Annotated in this window: 20 protein-coding genes; 9 read left to right on the top strand and 11 right to left on the bottom strand. The window is 60.6% G+C overall.

The features are described 5' to 3' along the window. Positions 1 to 37 precede the first annotated feature (37 nt). The 6 genes from queF to CHH27_RS18170 all read right to left on the bottom strand — a co-directional run bounded on the left by queF (position 38) and on the right by CHH27_RS18170 (position 3404). Positions 38 to 505: a preQ(1) synthase gene (queF, locus tag CHH27_RS18195; RefSeq protein ID WP_094072843.1), complete on the bottom strand. Its 468-nt coding sequence runs from the start codon at positions 503 to 505 to the stop codon at positions 38 to 40. A gap of 146 nt (positions 506 to 651) precedes the next feature. Continuing rightward, complete coding sequence (queE, locus tag CHH27_RS18190) at positions 652 to 1380, bottom strand: 7-carboxy-7-deazaguanine synthase QueE (protein WP_094072842.1); 729 nt, start codon at positions 1378 to 1380, stop codon at positions 652 to 654. Beyond that, complete coding sequence (gene queD, locus CHH27_RS18185) at positions 1377 to 1763, bottom strand: 6-carboxytetrahydropterin synthase QueD (RefSeq protein WP_094072841.1); 387 nt, start codon at positions 1761 to 1763, stop codon at positions 1377 to 1379. Before queD ends, queE begins: the two co-directional genes overlap by 4 nt. Next, positions 1756 to 2445 carry a 7-cyano-7-deazaguanine synthase QueC gene (gene queC, locus CHH27_RS18180; protein ID WP_094072840.1) on the bottom strand — a complete coding sequence of 230 codons (690 nt, stop codon included), beginning with the start codon at positions 2443 to 2445 and terminating at the stop codon, positions 1756 to 1758. Before queC ends, queD begins: the two co-directional genes overlap by 8 nt. A 222-nt stretch (positions 2446 to 2667) precedes the next feature. Next, positions 2668 to 3087 carry a cysteine rich repeat-containing protein gene (locus CHH27_RS18175; RefSeq protein ID WP_094072839.1) on the bottom strand — a complete coding sequence of 140 codons (420 nt, stop codon included), beginning with the start codon at positions 3085 to 3087 and terminating at the stop codon, positions 2668 to 2670. 17 nt (positions 3088 to 3104) lie between these two features. After that, positions 3105 to 3404, bottom strand: a complete 300-nt coding sequence (locus tag CHH27_RS18170; protein ID WP_094072838.1) for a hypothetical protein — start codon at positions 3402 to 3404, stop codon at positions 3105 to 3107. A gap of 215 nt (positions 3405 to 3619) precedes the next feature. Between CHH27_RS18170 and CHH27_RS18165 the strand changes: the two genes are divergently transcribed. Beyond that, positions 3620 to 4216, top strand: a complete 597-nt coding sequence (locus CHH27_RS18165; protein WP_094072837.1) for a TetR/AcrR family transcriptional regulator — start codon at positions 3620 to 3622, stop codon at positions 4214 to 4216. After that, the gene (locus tag CHH27_RS18160) at positions 4213 to 4857 is read left to right on the top strand and encodes a hypothetical protein (protein WP_094072836.1); all 645 of its coding nucleotides are present in this window, start codon (positions 4213 to 4215) and stop codon (positions 4855 to 4857) included. Before CHH27_RS18165 ends, CHH27_RS18160 begins: the two co-directional genes overlap by 4 nt. Positions 4858 to 4887: 30 nt before the next feature. Here the strand turns inward: CHH27_RS18160 and CHH27_RS18155 are convergent, their stop codons facing one another. The 4 genes from CHH27_RS18155 to ispG are packed head-to-tail and all read right to left on the bottom strand — an operon-like array spanning position 4888 to position 8603. Further along, complete coding sequence (locus CHH27_RS18155) at positions 4888 to 5643, bottom strand: hypothetical protein (protein ID WP_094072835.1); 756 nt, start codon at positions 5641 to 5643, stop codon at positions 4888 to 4890. Positions 5644 to 5694: 51 nt separating this feature from the next. Continuing rightward, positions 5695 to 6432, bottom strand: a complete 738-nt coding sequence (locus tag CHH27_RS18150) for a DUF429 domain-containing protein (protein WP_094072834.1) — start codon at positions 6430 to 6432, stop codon at positions 5695 to 5697. Then, the gene (gene pdxY / locus CHH27_RS18145) at positions 6425 to 7321 is read right to left on the bottom strand and encodes a pyridoxal kinase (RefSeq protein WP_094072833.1); all 897 of its coding nucleotides are present in this window, start codon (positions 7319 to 7321) and stop codon (positions 6425 to 6427) included. Before pdxY ends, CHH27_RS18150 begins: the two co-directional genes overlap by 8 nt. Positions 7322 to 7343: 22 nt before the next feature. Further along, positions 7344 to 8603 (bottom strand): flavodoxin-dependent (E)-4-hydroxy-3-methylbut-2-enyl-diphosphate synthase, encoded by a 1260-nt coding sequence (ispG, locus tag CHH27_RS18140; protein WP_094072832.1) that lies wholly within the window; start codon positions 8601 to 8603, stop codon positions 7344 to 7346. 225 nt (positions 8604 to 8828) lie between these two features. On the opposite strand from ispG, the gene CHH27_RS18135 reads away from it, so the two are divergent. The 6 genes from CHH27_RS18135 to CHH27_RS18110 all read left to right on the top strand — a co-directional run bounded on the left by CHH27_RS18135 (position 8829) and on the right by CHH27_RS18110 (position 14865). Then, complete coding sequence (locus CHH27_RS18135; RefSeq protein WP_094072831.1) at positions 8829 to 9614, top strand: hypothetical protein; 786 nt, start codon at positions 8829 to 8831, stop codon at positions 9612 to 9614. A 168-nt stretch (positions 9615 to 9782) separates the two neighbouring features. After that, on the top strand, positions 9783 to 10577 hold the full coding sequence (locus CHH27_RS18130) for a hypothetical protein (protein WP_157738983.1): 795 nt from the start codon (positions 9783 to 9785) through the stop codon (positions 10575 to 10577). A gap of 41 nt (positions 10578 to 10618) precedes the next feature. Further along, positions 10619 to 11506, top strand: coding sequence for a 4-hydroxy-3-methylbut-2-en-1-yl diphosphate synthase (locus tag CHH27_RS18125; RefSeq protein ID WP_094072829.1), 888 nt, complete (start codon positions 10619 to 10621; stop codon positions 11504 to 11506). A gap of 292 nt (positions 11507 to 11798) precedes the next feature. After that, positions 11799 to 12581 (top strand): 3-hydroxybutyrate dehydrogenase, encoded by a 783-nt coding sequence (locus CHH27_RS18120; RefSeq protein ID WP_094072828.1) that lies wholly within the window; start codon positions 11799 to 11801, stop codon positions 12579 to 12581. A 39-nt stretch (positions 12582 to 12620) separates the two neighbouring features. Beyond that, positions 12621 to 13634 (top strand): patatin-like phospholipase family protein, encoded by a 1014-nt coding sequence (locus CHH27_RS18115; protein WP_094072827.1) that lies wholly within the window; start codon positions 12621 to 12623, stop codon positions 13632 to 13634. A gap of 406 nt (positions 13635 to 14040) precedes the next feature. After that, positions 14041 to 14865 (top strand): pentapeptide repeat-containing protein, encoded by an 825-nt coding sequence (locus tag CHH27_RS18110; RefSeq protein ID WP_094072826.1) that lies wholly within the window; start codon positions 14041 to 14043, stop codon positions 14863 to 14865. An 87-nt stretch (positions 14866 to 14952) separates the two neighbouring features. Here CHH27_RS18110 and CHH27_RS18105 read toward each other — a convergent pair whose 3' ends face one another. After that, positions 14953 to 15756 (bottom strand): MipA/OmpV family protein, encoded by an 804-nt coding sequence (locus tag CHH27_RS18105; protein ID WP_094072825.1) that lies wholly within the window; start codon positions 15754 to 15756, stop codon positions 14953 to 14955. Between the two features lie 223 nt (positions 15757 to 15979). Here CHH27_RS18105 and CHH27_RS18100 point away from each other — a divergent pair, with 223 nt between their 5' ends. Then, complete coding sequence (locus CHH27_RS18100) at positions 15980 to 16276, top strand: YggT family protein (protein WP_094072824.1); 297 nt, start codon at positions 15980 to 15982, stop codon at positions 16274 to 16276. Positions 16277 to 16410: the final 134 nt, after the last annotated feature.

Genomic DNA, 16410 nt, shown 5'->3' with positions numbered 1-16410 from the left:
GCATCTGCCGCTCTTTGACGATGCTGCTGGCCAGATCTCACCCACGTCCGCGATAAGGCGCGACGCCCTGTTCCGGGATCCAGACACCTTCCGGGGCCGGGCCGGTCTGGTAGAAGACATCGATCGGGATGCCGCCGCGCGGGTACCAGTAACCGCCGATCCGGAGCCATTGCGGGTCAAGCAGGTCGACCAGGCGCTTGCCGATGGACACCGTGCAGTCCTCGTGAAAGGCGCCGTGATTTCGGAACGCGCCGAGGAAGAGTTTCAGCGACTTGCTCTCCACCAGGAAGTCCCGCGGCACATAGTCGATCACCAGATGGGCAAAATCCGGCGCGCCGGTGATCGGGCAGAGCGAGGTGAATTCCGGGGCGACGAAGCGGACCATGTAGCCGGTGCCGGCCTGCGGGTTCGGCACCTTTTCCAGGACCGCCTTGTCCGGATCGTCCGGCAGCTCCGTGGAGGCGCCGAGCTGCGTCAGGTTTTCATAGATGCTCTTGTCGGACATCTGTCTGTTTCCTTGTTTCCGACCTCAGCCTGAGGAGGACCGTGAGGTCCGTCTCGACAGAGGGGCGCTTGTTCTGAGTTTGCCGCCGATCCTTCGAGACGCCGCTGGCGCGGCTCCTCAGGATGAGGCTGGCGAGGTTCGAGACGTTAAACGCCTCTGAGATTGCCCCAGATCATCGTGTGCAGCTGCGGCAGCACGGTGGCGGCGTACCATTTGTCGGTGGTGACCCTGTCGACCAGCCAGCGCATGCGGTCCATGATACCGGCCATGTCGATTGTGCTGTCGGTCTCGTGCGCCTCGGACGGGGTGTGATTGCCCGGCTGCAGGTAGCAGCTCAGCTCCGGATAGCGTTCCGAGACATCGCGGGCAAAGGCATAGTCCGCCTCGTCGAAGACCACGACCTTCAGCACTGTCTGGGTGTCGGAACCGGCCGCTTCGACGCATTCGGCAAGCTTCTGCCAGTCGGTTGCCATGCCGGACGACGGTGGTTTCGGGCTGAGGGTCAGGACGTCCAGCCTGTCGAACCACTCCCTCGCCAGGCTGCCCTGGGTTTCAAGCGCAAAGCGGTAGCCTTCGCGACGGCCGAATTCGATCAGCGGTCCGAGCGGCTGGATGGCTGGGTTGCCACCCGACAGCGACACCATCAGCGGCTTGCCGCCCGACAGGATCTCCACCTGCATCAGAATGGCCTGCGGCGACATCGGCACCCATTCGTCCCGATAGGCGCTGTCGACGGCATGAAGCGTGTCACACCAGGCGCAGCGGTAGTCGCAGCCGCCGGTGCGCACAAAGACGGTCGGTTGACCGATCAGGGCGCCTTCCCCCTGGATGGTCGGTCCGAAGATCTCGTTGACGCGGATCAGGTCCTGGGTCATGGCCGTGCCTCCACCGGGAGATAGACAAGTGGACGGTATTCCGCGCAGGTCTTCGGCGTTTCCTTGACGCGGACGGCTGCGGTTTCCGGCCAGGCCGCCTTGCACCAGTCGAACAGGTGTTTGGCGATGCGCTCGGCGGTGACGCAATCATCGCCGAGCACGTCGTTCAGGTGCCGGTGATCGAGCGTGTCGTCGATATAGGTCTTGAGCAGCTTCAGCTCGTTGTAGTCACGGACAAAGCCGATAGCGTCGAGTTCCTCGGCGGCCAGTTCAACCTCAACCACGTAGTTGTGGCCATGGAAGCGGGCGCAAGGGTGGTCGTCGCCAAGACCCTTCAGCTGGTGGCTGGCGGAGAAGTGGAACTCCTTGGTGATCCTATACATTGCAGGCCACCTTCCAGAAATCCGCGTCCGCATAGACGGTCGGATCGATACCGCCGGCAAGGTGAAACGCCTCGCGCCGTTCCACGCAGGTGCCGCAGCGGCCGCAGTGCTCCGCGCCGCCCTTGTAGCAAGACCAGGTCTTGCGATAGTCGACAGCAAGGGCAAGGCCCTCGCGGGCGATCTCCGCCTTGGAGACGTTGACATAAGGCGTGAAGAGCCTGATCTCGCCAAGACCGTCCAGCGCGTGCCGCTGCATGGTCTCGAAGCTCTCGGTAAAGGCCGGGCGGCAGTCCGGATAGATGAAATGATCGCCGCCATGAACCGCGGTCGCGACCGCCTCGGCCCCGCGCGAGGAGGCGATGCCATAGGCAATGGTCAGCATGATCGCGTTGCGGTTCGGCACCACCGTGACCTTCATGGTGTCTTCGGCGTAGTGGCCATCGGGCACGTCCAGATCATCGGTCAGCGCCGAGCCGGTCAGCTGGCGGCCGATATTGGCAATGTCGATCAGGATGAATTCGGTGTTGAGCTCTTCGGCGCAGGCCCTGGCAAAATCCAGTTCCTTCTTGTGGCGCTGGCCATAATCAAAGGAGATCAGGCCGATCAGCTCGTGGTCCTGCGCAATCCTGTGCGCAAGGGTGACGGAATCCATTCCGCCGGAACAGATGACAAGTGTTTTCAACGTTGGTCCCTTGTTTTCGCTGTTGAACGCCCGTTGCGACGCTCGTCACCGGGTAGGCTGCGACCGGTGGTTCCCGTGAAGGAACGGCGCGCCTTTTAGCAGGTTCTGACGAAAAGGAAAGGGAAGAGGTGAAAATGGCCGCAGCGCTGCGGCCATTGGCCGGATGTTGAAACCGGTCGCGCGCAGCCAAAGGGCAGGCCGCACGCAGCTTGCGTGGTTCGCTCAGTCGTTCAGGCCGAACTGGTCGGAGAAGGAACTGACAACCGGCTGGCACTCCGCCGAAACCTTGTCGGCATTGGCCTTGAGGCAGGACAGGATACGGCCGCCACCGAACTCGACGCCGGAACAATTGGCTTCGATGTCCGCGGCGCAGAGCGCAACCGCGTTGCCGACATTGGCGAACAGGAAGTCGAGGGCATCCGCCAGGTCGACAATGGAGGCCGCGCACTCGTCACTGATCTTGTCTTCATGGGCATACATGCAGGACAGCATGCGGCCATGGCCCGGCGTGACTTCATCGCAATAGGTCGTGATTTCGGTCTCGCAGGCTTCCAGGACACCCTTGACCGGTCCCTGTGCCACCGCCGGAGCACCCAAAAGCAAGACGCTGGCGGCCAGGGCCAGCATACGGAGGTTTCTCATGAGGTTCTCCAACAGGTTCAGGGATTTACAACAACATAGACGGTGACGCCGTTTTCAACGACGGGCCGGTAATAGACCCCGCCACAATTGTAATAGGCGTTGTAGGGCGCGCATCCGGCGATCGATGTGCGTCGGGCGACGCGCCGTGTGGTGCGCCGGGCGGTTCGCCGCGCCGTGTTGCGGGTCGGGTTCTGAGCCTTGGCAGGCGCTATGCCGGCAAAAACGGGTGTGCCGGCGGCAAAGCCGGTGAAATCAACAGGTGCGGAATAGGCAATCGCAAAGCCGATCGCAGCCGCCAACATGTACCTGGTACGCATGATGAAAATGTCCTCTCGCTGGAGAAATGCGGCGCAAGGTCGCCGCCGGGACGGGGCACGAAGCATCCTATCTTACGTTGGGGGGCCTTATCGAGTCGTGTGAAATCCGTATGGCACTTTTTCGAGAGCCAGTGCGAGACGGTTCTCCGGGCGCCTTGACATTTCTCTTCGAGTGTATAGAAATAATTTCTATTCAGTCGTAGAGAAACTAGGTCATGGCACGCCCAAAAAGCTACAATGTCGATGAGGTGGTCGAACGTGTCGTTCACGCGTTCTGGCAACATGGCTATCAGGCACTCGGGCTGCGCGAGCTGGAACGCCTCACCGGTCTCAACCAGTTTGCTATCCGAACCGAGTTTGGCGGCAAGGAAGGTCTCTATCTGAAAGCGCTCGATTATTATTCGGACCAGGCCATCCGGCATGCCATGACGCCCATGCAGACCGGTGGCTTGCCGGAACTCGTGGGATTTCTGCGATCTCTGGTCACGGACGGCTCGATGACGTCCAGCCCGCATGGCTGCCTCGTCGTGAACACCGGGATTGAGAACGCACGCGTGGGCAGCGCGCGGCTGGAGGGAGCGGTCAAACGCTATTGGGCCGCTCTGGAAAGCTCTTTTACCACCTGCCTGGAACGGGCAATTGCCGACAAGTCGCTTCCGGCCGACACGGATCCGGAGGCGACCGCGAAGGCGCTGGTATCCGCCGTCATGGGCGTTCACGCCCAAAACCGTCTGGCCGGGAAAAACGATGCCGGCAAGCCGCTGGTCGACTTGCTGTGCGCGCAACTGACCCGCAGAGAGATCAGGACATGAAACAGGTAGCGGGACTTGAACCGGTCGAGGGGGTCGACGGCCTCTGGTCCATACGAGAAGGCAACCTACGCTGTGTCGCGATCGCTTTGCCCGATGGGGGAGCGGCGCTTTACAGTCCTGTCCGCAAGGCCAGCGGCACGGCATCGGCTCTCGCCCCTGTCCGGTTCCTGCTGGCGCCGAACCATTATCACAACATGGGTTTGAGCGAACATGTTGCCGCCTTTCCGGAGGCGGATTGTGTTTGTTCGCAAGGCGCAAGGCCGCGTCTTAAAAAAGTCACCGGGTTTGCCTTCTCTGACCTGGACAGGCTTGCCGAAGCGCTTCCCAGCCACGCCAGCCTCCTTGAACCGGACGGTCTCAAGACGGGTGAAGTCTGGGTTTGCCTGCGCACAAAGGACGCGGTCATCTGGATCGTGACCGATGCCTTTTGCGGTATGCAGGAAAAGAGCGATACCAAACCGAAGGTCGGTTTTCTGAAGCCGTTCCCGACATATGGGCTGCGCGACAAGGCCGTGTTTTCGGCCTGGGTTCAAAACCGCCTCGATCTCGAAACTCCAACCGTGATCGTGCCGTGCCACGGCGGGATTGTTCGAGGCAAGGACCTGAAGCAGGACATCTGCGCCTTGCTGAAGACGCTTTAGCAAATTGGTAAGGCGGGAAAAGACCGCGAGCTAAAGCTGAAGGTGTATGTGATCGTCATGCCGGGCCGCCCGGCAGCCCTGAAAACGGATCTTGGAGGACGCGAGCCCGAGCCGCGCCTTCAGGTGCGGTTCAAGCAGGATCTTGCCGGTCCGGGGATCGGCGGCAAGGAAGGCAAGAGCGAACCGGGTCCTGTTCGGCTCGATCGCAAAGTCAGGCCACAGGGGCTGCAGGGCGGCCAGATCCCATCTGAGGCTCAGGCGTTTCGGCGGGCAAGTGCTCGGACCGTCTTCAAAGGCAAAATAGCCGATCGGCGAACGCGTGGCACCGCGCCGGTACCCTGACGCATCCCGGTAATAAAACGCCAGATCCACCTTCCCGCCGTCATCATGGGAGAGATGCGGGATCAGGGGAAAGCCGTCCAGGAACGGAAAATTGCCATCCAGAACAAGCGTTTGTGTGCCCGGATAAGCTTTTTCGGTCGCATGGGCGAGGTCTTCCAGCAGCGCCTTGACTTCAGGTGACACATAATTGCGGTTGAGGGCGCAGTAGATCCACGACTGTACTTTCAGCGGACCGTCCGTAAAGCAGGGCAACGCAACCCGGTTGCTGACAACCGGCGCAATCCAGATCGCGGACAGGCTGAGGAGTGCGTAAGCCGTCAGAAACACCAGCACACGGCGTTTGAAAAAGAGTGCGGCAATCAGGGCAAGGCCACCCAATTGCGAGGCCAGCGTCAAAACCCCGAACAGGAGACAAAAGACCATCCATTTCAGGGCCGGGCGCATGGCGTAGATTTTCCCTGTCTTCGTCTGATTGGCAGATGCTTCACGGCAACCCTAAGCCCAAATTGCCATTCTGAGGCCCCGGTCGTCGCGTCGGAAATCTTTCGGGAAAGGCTCCGCCTGTCCATTTATGATGCGTTCGGCAATCAGGCTGTTCGCTGCCGCATCCAGGAGATCGTCCCGGCCGCATCCGCGCGGAGGCTTCTGGTCGAGGAAATCTTGCGGCATTCCCTTGGAAACCAGCAGGTCCCTGCGCTGATCGAGGCCTGCGGGGTTAGCGCGGCTCTTCACCTTTTTCGGCAGACTCATCTCGGCTTCGCCGTTCAGGCGCCAGAAGGCAAGTTCCGGGTGCACCTCATGAACGCGCTCTTCCAGTTCGGGCGTCATCAACGTGTCGATCTCCCGCATCTTCGGAAACAGATAAAAACACTGTTTCGAGACCTTCTTTGGCGGCTCGGAGGTCTTCATGGCGGTGTCGCAAGCCTGAAGGTAGTCGGTTTCATAGACCGCCGGTCGGGCGGGCACGGTGAAGACGGATGACTGGCGCTCTCCGAGATGCTTGCGCGCCGCCTTTTCCGGTCCCCGGCCACCGGGGCCGAGAGTGTCCGGCAGGCCGATTGGCATATCAACCGCGATGACCTTGATCTGAGGGACGAAGCTGACAATGTCGGCGAAGGCCGGAAAGAGGTGCAGGTGCAAACCGGTCGGGTCGGCGAGATTACGCAAGACCGCAACCCAGCCGGCCTTGCAGCCGTCAACACCCGCAATCCAGTCTGTGCTTTTCTCAGGCACGGACCTTGGTTTCCAGGACGCGGCGGGATGTGACCAGCGCCATCGCTTTCACCACCGATTGCTGTTCTTCGGCAAAGAGCAGCTCGTCGGCGCCTTTCTTGACGCTGCGCGCGACCAGTTCAAAGACGGATGCCGACGCCCGCTTCAGGGCCTCTTCGTCGTCGAAACCGGCCAGCAGATTGCTCAGGAACAGGCCAGCCATGAGGTCGCCGGTGCCGTGTGGGGGACTGGCAATTGCGGCGTGTTCGGCGGCGATTGCCGTGCGTGGCGCGGCCAGCAGATTGGCAATTGCGTTGCGGCGCAGCGCCGGTGACGACGTCACGAGCACGCGCTCGTTGCCAAGTGTTCTTGCGGCGGCGAGCGCCTGCATTTCATTGGTGACCTCGCGCCCGCTCAGCCAGCCAAGTTCAAACGCATTGGGAGTGACAATGTCCGCAAGCGGAACGAGCTCGTCCCGGACGGCCTGGGCGGTTGCCTTGGGCACGTATAGGGATCCCGCGTCACCCTGCAGGTCGCCAAGGACCGGATCGCACAGATAAGGCGCGTCCGGATTGGCGGCTTTCACTGCCTTGACCAGGTCTGCAATCGGTCCGGCCTGGTCCGGACTGCCCAGGTAGCCGGACAGAACGGCGCCGATTTCAGCAAGCTTCGGCGACGCTGCCAGATCTGCCGTGAGGCTTTTGAAATCTTCCAGCGCCGGCACGATCCGGGTGCCCTTGCCCTGACCGGGGTGCCACGGCAGCAGAATGGTCGGCAGGAACCAGACATCGTGACCGATCCGTTCCAGGGCGAAGGTCAGGCCGCGGCCGCTGATGCCGCCGCGGACAACCTGTGAGGTGATCACCAGGATCGGCTTTCTCTGAGGCTCGGCAAGGCCCGGCTGCATCATCTTTTTGGGACTTTCTGTCTGGTCAGGCGGCGTCAGACGAAGACTTGGGACCGGAGCCGTAGCGTCTCTCGATATAGTCCAGCACCATCTGCTTGAACTCGTCGGCAATGCCCGGCCCACGCAAGGTGGTGGCTTTTTCTCCGTCGATGAAAACCGGGGCGGAGGGAGTTTCGCCGGTGCCGGGCAGCGAGATACCGATATCGGCATGCTTGGACTCGCCCGGACCGTTGACGATACAGCCCATCACCGCAACGTTGAGGCTTTCAACGCCCGGATACTGCTCACGCCATTTCGGCATGGATTCGCGGATATGGCCCTGAATGTCCTGGGCAAGCTCCTGGAACGTTGTCGACGTGGTCCGGCCGCATCCGGGACAAGCGGCCACAACGGGCACGAAGGCGCGAAAACCCATGACCTGAAGCAGTTCCTGGGCGACCTGCACTTCGCGGGTGCGATCTCCACCCGGTTCCGGGGTCAACGACACGCGGATCGTGTCACCGATCCCCTGCTGCAGCAGGATGCCCATGGAGGCTGCGGAAGAGACGATGCCCTTGGTGCCCATGCCGGCTTCGGTCAGGCCCAGGTGCAATGCGTAGTCACAGCGCCGGGCAAGGTCTGCATAGACGGCAATCAGGTCCTGGACCTGACTGACCTTGGCCGAGAGAATGATCTTGTCGCGCCCCATGCCAAGGTCTTCGGCACGCTGAGCCGACAGAAGCCCGGACTGGATGATGGCCTCGCGCATCACGGCGGCGGCCGAAACAGGGGCGTCGCTTTCCGCGTTCTCGTCCATCAGCCTGGTCAGGAGTTCCTGGTCAAGCGAGCCCCAGTTGACGCCGATGCGGACCGGTTTGTCGTGTTTCAGGGCAATGTCGATGATCTGGGAGAACTGGGTGTCCCGCTTTGCCTTGAAGCCGACATTGCCCGGGTTGATCCGATATTTGTCGAGCGCCGCGGCGCAATCCGGATAGTCCTGCAGCAGCTTGTGGCCGATATAGTGAAAGTCGCCGACCAGCGGCACATCGATGCCGATCCGCTCCAGCCGCTCCTTGATGCGGGGCACTTGCTCGGCCGCTTCTGCACGGTCAACCGTGATGCGCACGACTTCCGAACCGGCACGCGCAAGTGCCGCCACCTGGGCGACAGTTGCATCAGCATCGGCGGTGTCCGTATTGGTCATGGACTGGACGACGATCGGGGCGTCGCCGCCGACCGTGACGTTGCCGACCTTCACGCCTACCGATGTGCGGCGGGGCAGGGGACTTGCGAAATCATCAATCATGATGGGCACCAGGGTGTCTTGAAACTGTTGAACCGATAGATGTGCGATCCCGGTCCTGTTTTCCAGCGCATGATTAGGGGCTGCGGCAAAAAAGGGCAATGGCCGGTCGGTTTTTCAGGTTGATTTGCGTGATTTGCTGTCAATCGTTGCAGGCAGGACCACCAACCTTTAAGAGCGGTTTCATAGAAACGGGCAAGCCCGTGATCACGTATCTGGGGCTTAGACATGTTCAAACGGCTTTTGACCGATTCCTTTTCGCTGGTGTTTCAGAATCTGGACATGGTGTTCAAGGTGTGCGGCACCTGGGTCGGCATCCAGATCATGCTGTCGTTTGTGGTCATACTGACTGTCGGTCCCATCGACGAGGCCACCGACCCAGCGTCGATTCCGGCCGGTGCGGTCCTGCTGCTGCTGCTCAACGTGACCGTTGCCATATTGGCGGCCGCCTCGATTGCGGTCGCCTGGCATCGGTTTGCCATGCTCGGTGAACGACCAGCCACTGTGTTCGTCCGTTTCGGCGCGCTGGAAGCACGATTTCTCTGGAAAATGATCCTGCTGGTGTTGATCGCGATCGGGGTTTCGATCCCGGTGGCCGTTGTTTTTTCGCTACTCGGTGGAGCCTTTCCGCTCGGCGTGTCGATGAGTGCCACATTCGCCGTTCTGCTGTTTCTGATCATGCCGCATCTCATGCGCCTGAACCTGGTGCTGCCGGCGGCGGCGCTGGAACGCCCGATTGGATTTTTGGAAGCGCACCGGCTGGGGCAAGGGCTCGGGTGGCGTATGCTCTGGGCCGTCATTGTCCTGTCCTTGCCGTTCTGGCTGGGCGGGGCCCTGATCGACCATGTGCTGTCGCTGACCGGAACCGGATTGCCGCTGATCTTCGTTCAGATAAAGGTCATGATCCTCAACGTGCTGCTGCAGATCCTGGTCACGGTGCTCAGTATATCCGTGATTACGGCGGGGTATCGCGCAGCGACAGAACAAGCGATGACACAGGCCTTTGAAGACTGACCATGGTAATGCATGCGCTATACAGTTCATGACATGGAATTTTCAGGTAACTTCAGTAGACATTCGTCAGGGCGGGAAGTTTTCTTGCGCTGAATGGTCAAACACGTAGATAAAACGCACTCCGACGGGCAGCGGAATATTGCAACCTTATCTATGAGTTCGTTCGCCATGTTCATGCATCTTGTAAAATCTTCCATTTCACTCGTATTCGACAATCTTGGTGCCGTATTCAAAGTGGTCAGCGCGTGGTTTCTGGTCCAGCTGGCCGTGGCACTCGCCTTTGTCGTCGTTCTGGCGCTGTTTGCCGGAAATCCGGCCGGGTCGCCGTTTCTCCTGACCGCAACTGCGATGTCGGTCGTCGGTGCTCTGGTCGGCCTGGTCGCGGCATCTTCGATTGCGGTTGCCTGGCACCGCTTCGGGCTGCTGGGCGAACAGCCGCCTGCGGTCAATCTGCGTTTCGGGGGGCTGGAACTGCGATTTGCCTTGAAGTCGCTTGTGATCACGATCGGTTTCGGTGTGGCTTACGCGATTGCCGGTGGCATCGGCATGGTGACCGGCTCTACCGTGATCATGTCGGTTCTTGTGCTGGCAGTTGCCATCGTGCTCATTCCGATCGTGTTTCGCGTCAGCCTCGTGCTGCCGGCAACGGCGGTCGAAGAGACGCTTGGCTTCAAGGAAGCCTATGAGGCGGGCAAGGGATTGGGCTGGTGGATGGTCCTGGCAACGCTCGCCCTGGCTCTGCCATTTGCGATTGCCACCGGTATTCTCCAGTTCGCGCTCGGTCTATTGGACGGTGCCCTGCCGCTGGTCATCGTGATGGCCAAGGCCGCGGCCATCAACCTGCTGATGCAGATGATCATGACCGTTCTGGCACTGTCCGTCCTGACCAACGGCTACAAGCTGGCCAAGGAAGGTGACCGGTCGCAGCCGGATGTTGCAGGCAGCGCTGGCGCACCGGCCTAAATTCGGTATCCTGCCCCGGTATCAAACCACTGGGGCAGGATATGTTTCTCACCGTTCTGGAGCGGTCACTTTCCCTGGCGCAGCACAATATCGGCACGCTGTTCAAAACCGGCTGGGCCTACATCCTGCTGCTGGCCGCGCTGAATTTTGCCATCGGTGCCTCGCTGATGCCCGAGACCGGGTTTACAACCGTCTCCTACATGACCGAACCTGTTGCCGCGGCCGACGAGGGTGCGCTCAGGGCGCTGGCCGGGCTGGCTAATCTGCTGGTCGGGTTTTCCATCGCCATTGCCTATGTGCGCCGTATCCTGATCGGCGCGCAGGATTTTCCGATCGCGTTTGGCGGGCGAACCGTGCGGGTGATCGTCTACCAGATCGTGCTCGGCCTGATCGGCATGCTGTCGCTGATCCCGCTCTTCCTCCTGTCGGCGCTTCTTGCCGCGCTGACCGCAGGTTTCGGCCTGCTGCTCCTGTTCCTGGCGCCTTTCATCGCGTTGATGGTGGTTCAGAAATTTTCCGTTGTGCTGCCGGCGGCAGCCGTCGACGACCCGCTCAGCCTCAGGGAAAGCTGGCGTGCGACTGCGGGCCTTGGCTGGTCGATGGCCTTTGCCGCCCTGGTGATGAGCCTTCTGGCCGGCGCCCTGGTCGGTCTCTGGGCGCTGGTTCTCTGGATGAGTGACGGTCTGCTGCCGGCCAATCTTGTCTGGCAGCAGGTCCGTTCGGCGATTTTCCCCATGGGCATGATGCTGATCCTTGTCTGGGCCTTTGCCAGTCTGCATGCGACCTTCTACGGCCTGATCCGGGAGCGCTTTGCCGAGAAGCTCGGGCTGAAACACGAGGATCTCGAACAGGTCGAGCGGACCCAGAGTGCGGCAAGGTCCAAGGCGCATAAGGCTCTGGCCGGCGTGCGGCGCATGAACCGGCGCTGAGTTTCCGTGAGGTTCCGGGGGCTAACCGAAAGAGACCGCCACCCGAAATTCATGATCCTGAGGAGGGCCGGAAGGCCCGTTTTGAAGGAGGGGCGACTTGCACCGGAATAGGCCGCCGATCCTTCGAGACGCGCATGGCGCGCGCTCCTCAGGATGACGTTATGAGTGTAGCAATTGTCGTCAGGAAATAGGGGCTCCTGACCAGGGGCCATCACTTTTCGCCACTTCGATGTTGCAGTGCGGCGATAAGTGGTGAAATCTGTGCCGGATTTTTTCTTCGGGAGTTTCCTTCATGTTTGCCAACAAGACCGCCCTCGTCACCGGATCCACCTCTGGCATCGGTCTGGGCTGTGCCCGCGCGTTTGCCGCGAAGGGCGCCAATGTCGTCATCAACGGGCTCGGCGATGCGGATGAAATCGAGAAGACCCGGGCCGCGATCGAAGCGGACTTCGGCGTCCAGTGCCGGTATTCACCCGCCAACATGCTGAACGGTGACGAAATCGCCGGAATGGTCGCTTCTGCGGAACAGGAATTCGGCTCTGTCGACATCCTGGTCAACAATGCCGGGATCCAGTTCGTGTCGCCGGTGGACGAGTTCCCGGTGGAGAAATGGGATGCGATCATCGCCATCAACCTGACCTCCGCGTTCCATGCCATTCGCGCTGCCCTGCCGGGCATGAAGAAAAAGGGCTGGGGCAGGGTCATCAACACGGCGTCTGCGCACGCGCTGGTGGCGTCGCCTTACAAATCCGCCTATGTGGCGGCCAAGCACGGCATTGCCGGCCTGACCAAGACAGTCGCACTGGAAGTGGCACAACAGGGCATCACCGTGAATGCGATCTGCCCGGGCTATGTCTGGACGCCGCTGGTCGAAGCGCAGATCCCGGACACGATGAAGGCACGCAACCTGACCGAAGAGCAGGTCAAGAACGATGTCATGCTGGCGGCGCAGCCGACCAAGCAATTCGTGACCATCGAGCAGGTGGCCGATTACGCGGTCTTCCTGTGCTCCGATTCGGCTGCGTCGATCACGGGATCGATTCTGCCCATCGATGGCGGCTGGACCGCGCACTAAAGAGCCTGCACGACACGAAACCCGGAAGAAGGGGCAGCCATGGCCGCGCCCAAGAAGATCAATCTTGCCTTGCAAGGCGGCGGCGCCCATGGCGCCTTTACCTGGGGCGTGCTGGACTGGTTCCTGGAGGACAGCCGCTTCCAGATCGACGCGATTACAGGGACGTCCGCCGGGGCCATGAACGCCGTGGTGCTGGCAAGCGGCCTGGAAGCGGGCGGGGAAGAGGGTGCCCGCGAGCGCCTGGAAGCCTTCTGGAGCGAAGTAAGCCGGGAAGCTCAGGCCAGCCCCATTCAGCGCACGCCTTTGGACAAGTTCCTGGGCGAATGGAGCCTTGACCATTCGCCGAGCTACCTGTTTTTCGACGTGGTTTCCCGCTTTGCCTCGCCGTATGAATTCAATCCGCTCAACGCCAACCCGCTCCGGGATGTGGTGGAACGGATCGTCGACTTCGACAAGGTGCATTGCTGTGCGGGCGTGAAGCTCTTCATCGCCGCCACCAATGTCTTCACCGGCAAGATCAGGGTGTTCCGGGAAAAGGAGGTCACGCTTGACGCGGTGATGGCGTCCGCGTGTCTGCCGCAACTGTTCCAGGCCGTGGAGATCGACGGCGAACCCTATTGGGATGGCGGCTATATGGGCAATCCGCCGCTCTATCCGCTCTTTTACGAGACCGACACACCCGATGTCGTGCTCATCCAGATCAATCCGACCGAGCGGCGCCAGGTGCCAAGGACGGCCCGGGAGATCGTCAACCGTCTGAACGAGATCACCTTCAATTCGACGCTTCTGCGCGAACTGCGCGCCATCGATTTTGTCACGAGGCTCATCGAGGACGGCAAATTGTCGGACGAGGAATATGTGAAGGTTCACATGCACCGGATCGCGGCGGAAGAACTGAAACCGCTGCAGGCATCGTCGAAACTGAATGCGGAATGGGACTTCCTGACCCATTTGAGAGATCTTGGCCGCGAGACCGCGAAAGACTGGCTCGACCGGCATTTTGACGATGTCGGCAAGCGCTCGACGTTCGATCTGCGTGCGGAGATCACCTGAGGAGACCGGTGTCAGCCACCGGCGCGGCTTTTGTCTTGTTAGCGTTCCGTTAACCCTGTTTGCAGTTGGCGTTGCAAATTGCAATGCAGGGCTGGTGAAGAAAGTCTGAACAAAGTCAGCATCTTGTGCTTCTTCAGGTGCAAGGGCCCAGATATGGGCTGCCTGGGGTGAAAAACCAATTGGCAAGGCTTTTGCGTTCTAACAATCACGCTGATTGTCAGGTAGTGCGTCGTCAGCGCTTGATGTGGTTGGAAGAAACGGGCACCTGCGACCCCGTCCGTTTCTTCCCGCCCTCTTGCACAAATCTCCCAACATTTTTGCATTTTTAAGTTTTCTGTCATGGCAGGATCCTTAAACTGCCGTTTTGGCAACCTATGTCTTGTTGAGACAGTCAAAAGGACAAGTGATGAGCGACACGGTGATGCGGGTTCTGGCCGGCTGCTTCGGCACATTGATCATGTTGGCGACGCCGGCCCTGGCCGGCAGCGATGCGGAACGCATGGCTGCGATCAAGGAAAAGGGCGGCTGCCCGCGTTGCGACCTCCGGCTGGCGGAACTGCGTTTCCTGACCGTGGAAGACGCCGATTTCGGCAGGGCCAACCTGCGCGAAACCGATCTGAAGGAGGCGGTGCTGACGAACGCGAATTTCAAGAGCGCCGATTTCCGAAGGGCCGAGGCGGAGCGCGCGGATTTTGCCGGCAGTGATTTTGAAGACGCCAGCATGCGCTCCGTTGATCTGGAAAAGGCCAATCTCAGCGAAGCCAATTTCCAGGATGCGGACCTGCGCGATGCGGACATGAATGCCAGCCTTGCCCCTGGTGCCAATTTCAATGGCGCAGACATGCGCAATGTCATCCTGATCCGTTCGGTCGCCACCGGCGCCTCCTTTGACAGGACCAAGCTGGACGATGCCAATCTGGAACGTGTCGATCTCACCGATGCCAGCTTCAAGAGGGCGCGGCTCCGGGATGCCAAGCTCGACCGGATCAAGGCGCACAATGCCGATTTCTCCGGAGCGGACATGTCCGGCGTCCGGTTTGTCAGTTCCGACCTCAGCGGTGCCAACCTGACAGATGTGGATTTTGACGGCGCGCTCTTGCGCCGGACACGGCTGGTCGGCGCCGACCTGACCGGCGCCTACAATCTGGACCCGGAACGGATCCTCGGAGCCTGCGGTGACGAGACCACGAAACTGCCGCGCGGGATTACCCTGATCCCGTGTTCCAACTAGGGTCTCGCAACCGGTAACATGACCGCAAATGCAAAAGGAGGCCGTCGGCCTCCTTTTTCGTTATGTGCAGCAGGGCTCGCCTTGCGCTTATTTGAAGACGTCAAAGGCAAACCGGTAGGACACGCCAAGACCAATGCTGAACTGGTCCTTGCTGCCGGCATCGGCGATCGGGCTGTCGGCTGCTTCTCCGATCAGACGGTCATAGCCGCCCTGGATGTGCAGGCGGACGTCGTCGTTGAAGTCGTAGCTGGCACGGGCGGCAAGGCCGACGCTCTTGAAGCCGCCGCTCGGATCATACCGGGTCAGCCGGCCGCCACTGTTGGCTGCCTCGGAGGCCGAGACACCAAAATACGTGTCCATGTAGTCATCCGTGGCGAAATCGGCACGCGGGCCGAAACTGACTTCCCATTTTTCCGCCGGGTAGACGATGCCGTCGAGGCCAAGCTGGCCAACCTGGCCGCTATGTCCGTTGATGCCCTGGCGCAATTCTGCAAAAGCGCGGAAATGTTCGGTGCGGAAACCGCCGCCAAGACCCAGTTCAAGAGCCCAGTCGACGGTCCGGGTGCCGGTCAGGTCCGCCGAATCGCTGGCCTTGCGTTCGCCGATGAAATTGAAGGACGGGTAGAAGAAGACGCCCGACTTGCGGCGGCCATCGACGACCTGTCCAAGGCCGGGGAGATAGAACCGGCCGACGGAAACAATCGGGAACGGGTAGACCAGATAGGAGTCCGCTGCCTCGTAGCGCGGTTTGGCAATCGCGCCAACGCCAAGATCGATCACGTACTGACGGTTGGCATCCTGTGCGGAGACTTCTCCGCTTTGAGCCAGGGCGGCTCCGGACACGGCGCTCAGGGCAAGGGCCAGCGAGGCGCGCGACAGAAACTTGAACATGTATCCCACCCAGAAGGAAAAAACTTTGGCGGGAAGATAGCACGGGTGGCGCTTACTCAAACCCTAAGGATTTCGGGTTTTGCCGGACTGTTGCATTTTGGCACCGCAGCGCTCAAGCGAGCCCACCTGGCCCGCAGAGTTGGATTTCCGGTGTTGCCGCCTTGCGGCGTGGCTGTCAGGAAGCTACATGAAAGGCAACTGAAGCTTCGAAGTGGGACGGCACATGAGCGCATTAGTCGGATCTTTGTTGGATGTTATAGGCCTTGCCCTGTACCTCTATTCTCTGGTGATCATCGCCAGCGCCATTTTTTCCTGGCTGTTCGCCTTCAATATCGTCAATTCGAGCAATCAGTTCATCAACACGATCGGTCGTGTGCTCTACAATCTCACCGAGCCCGCCCTGCGGCCGATCCGCCGCTTCATGCCGGATCTCGGAGGGATCGACATTTCCCCTGTCATCCTGCTGCTGATCATCTGGTTCCTGCAGAGCTTCATCGCGCGGCTCAGCTACGGGATGTAAGAACCGGGTTTCCCGGAAGCTGTCCCGCGTCTTTGGATATTCTGGAAGAGCAAGCCCCCTTGGTCCGAGCACGATCCTCGGGGGCATTGGTCATGGAAAAGAGCCTGAAAACCGCGCCCTGGCGATTTGTCGCG

The sequence above is a fragment of the Labrenzia sp. VG12 genome, assembly GCF_002237595.1.
Taxonomy (GTDB): domain Bacteria; phylum Pseudomonadota; class Alphaproteobacteria; order Rhizobiales; family Stappiaceae; genus Roseibium.
The sequence above is the reverse complement of the archived record's forward strand: the minus strand, read 5'-3'. Positions and strand labels throughout refer to the sequence as shown.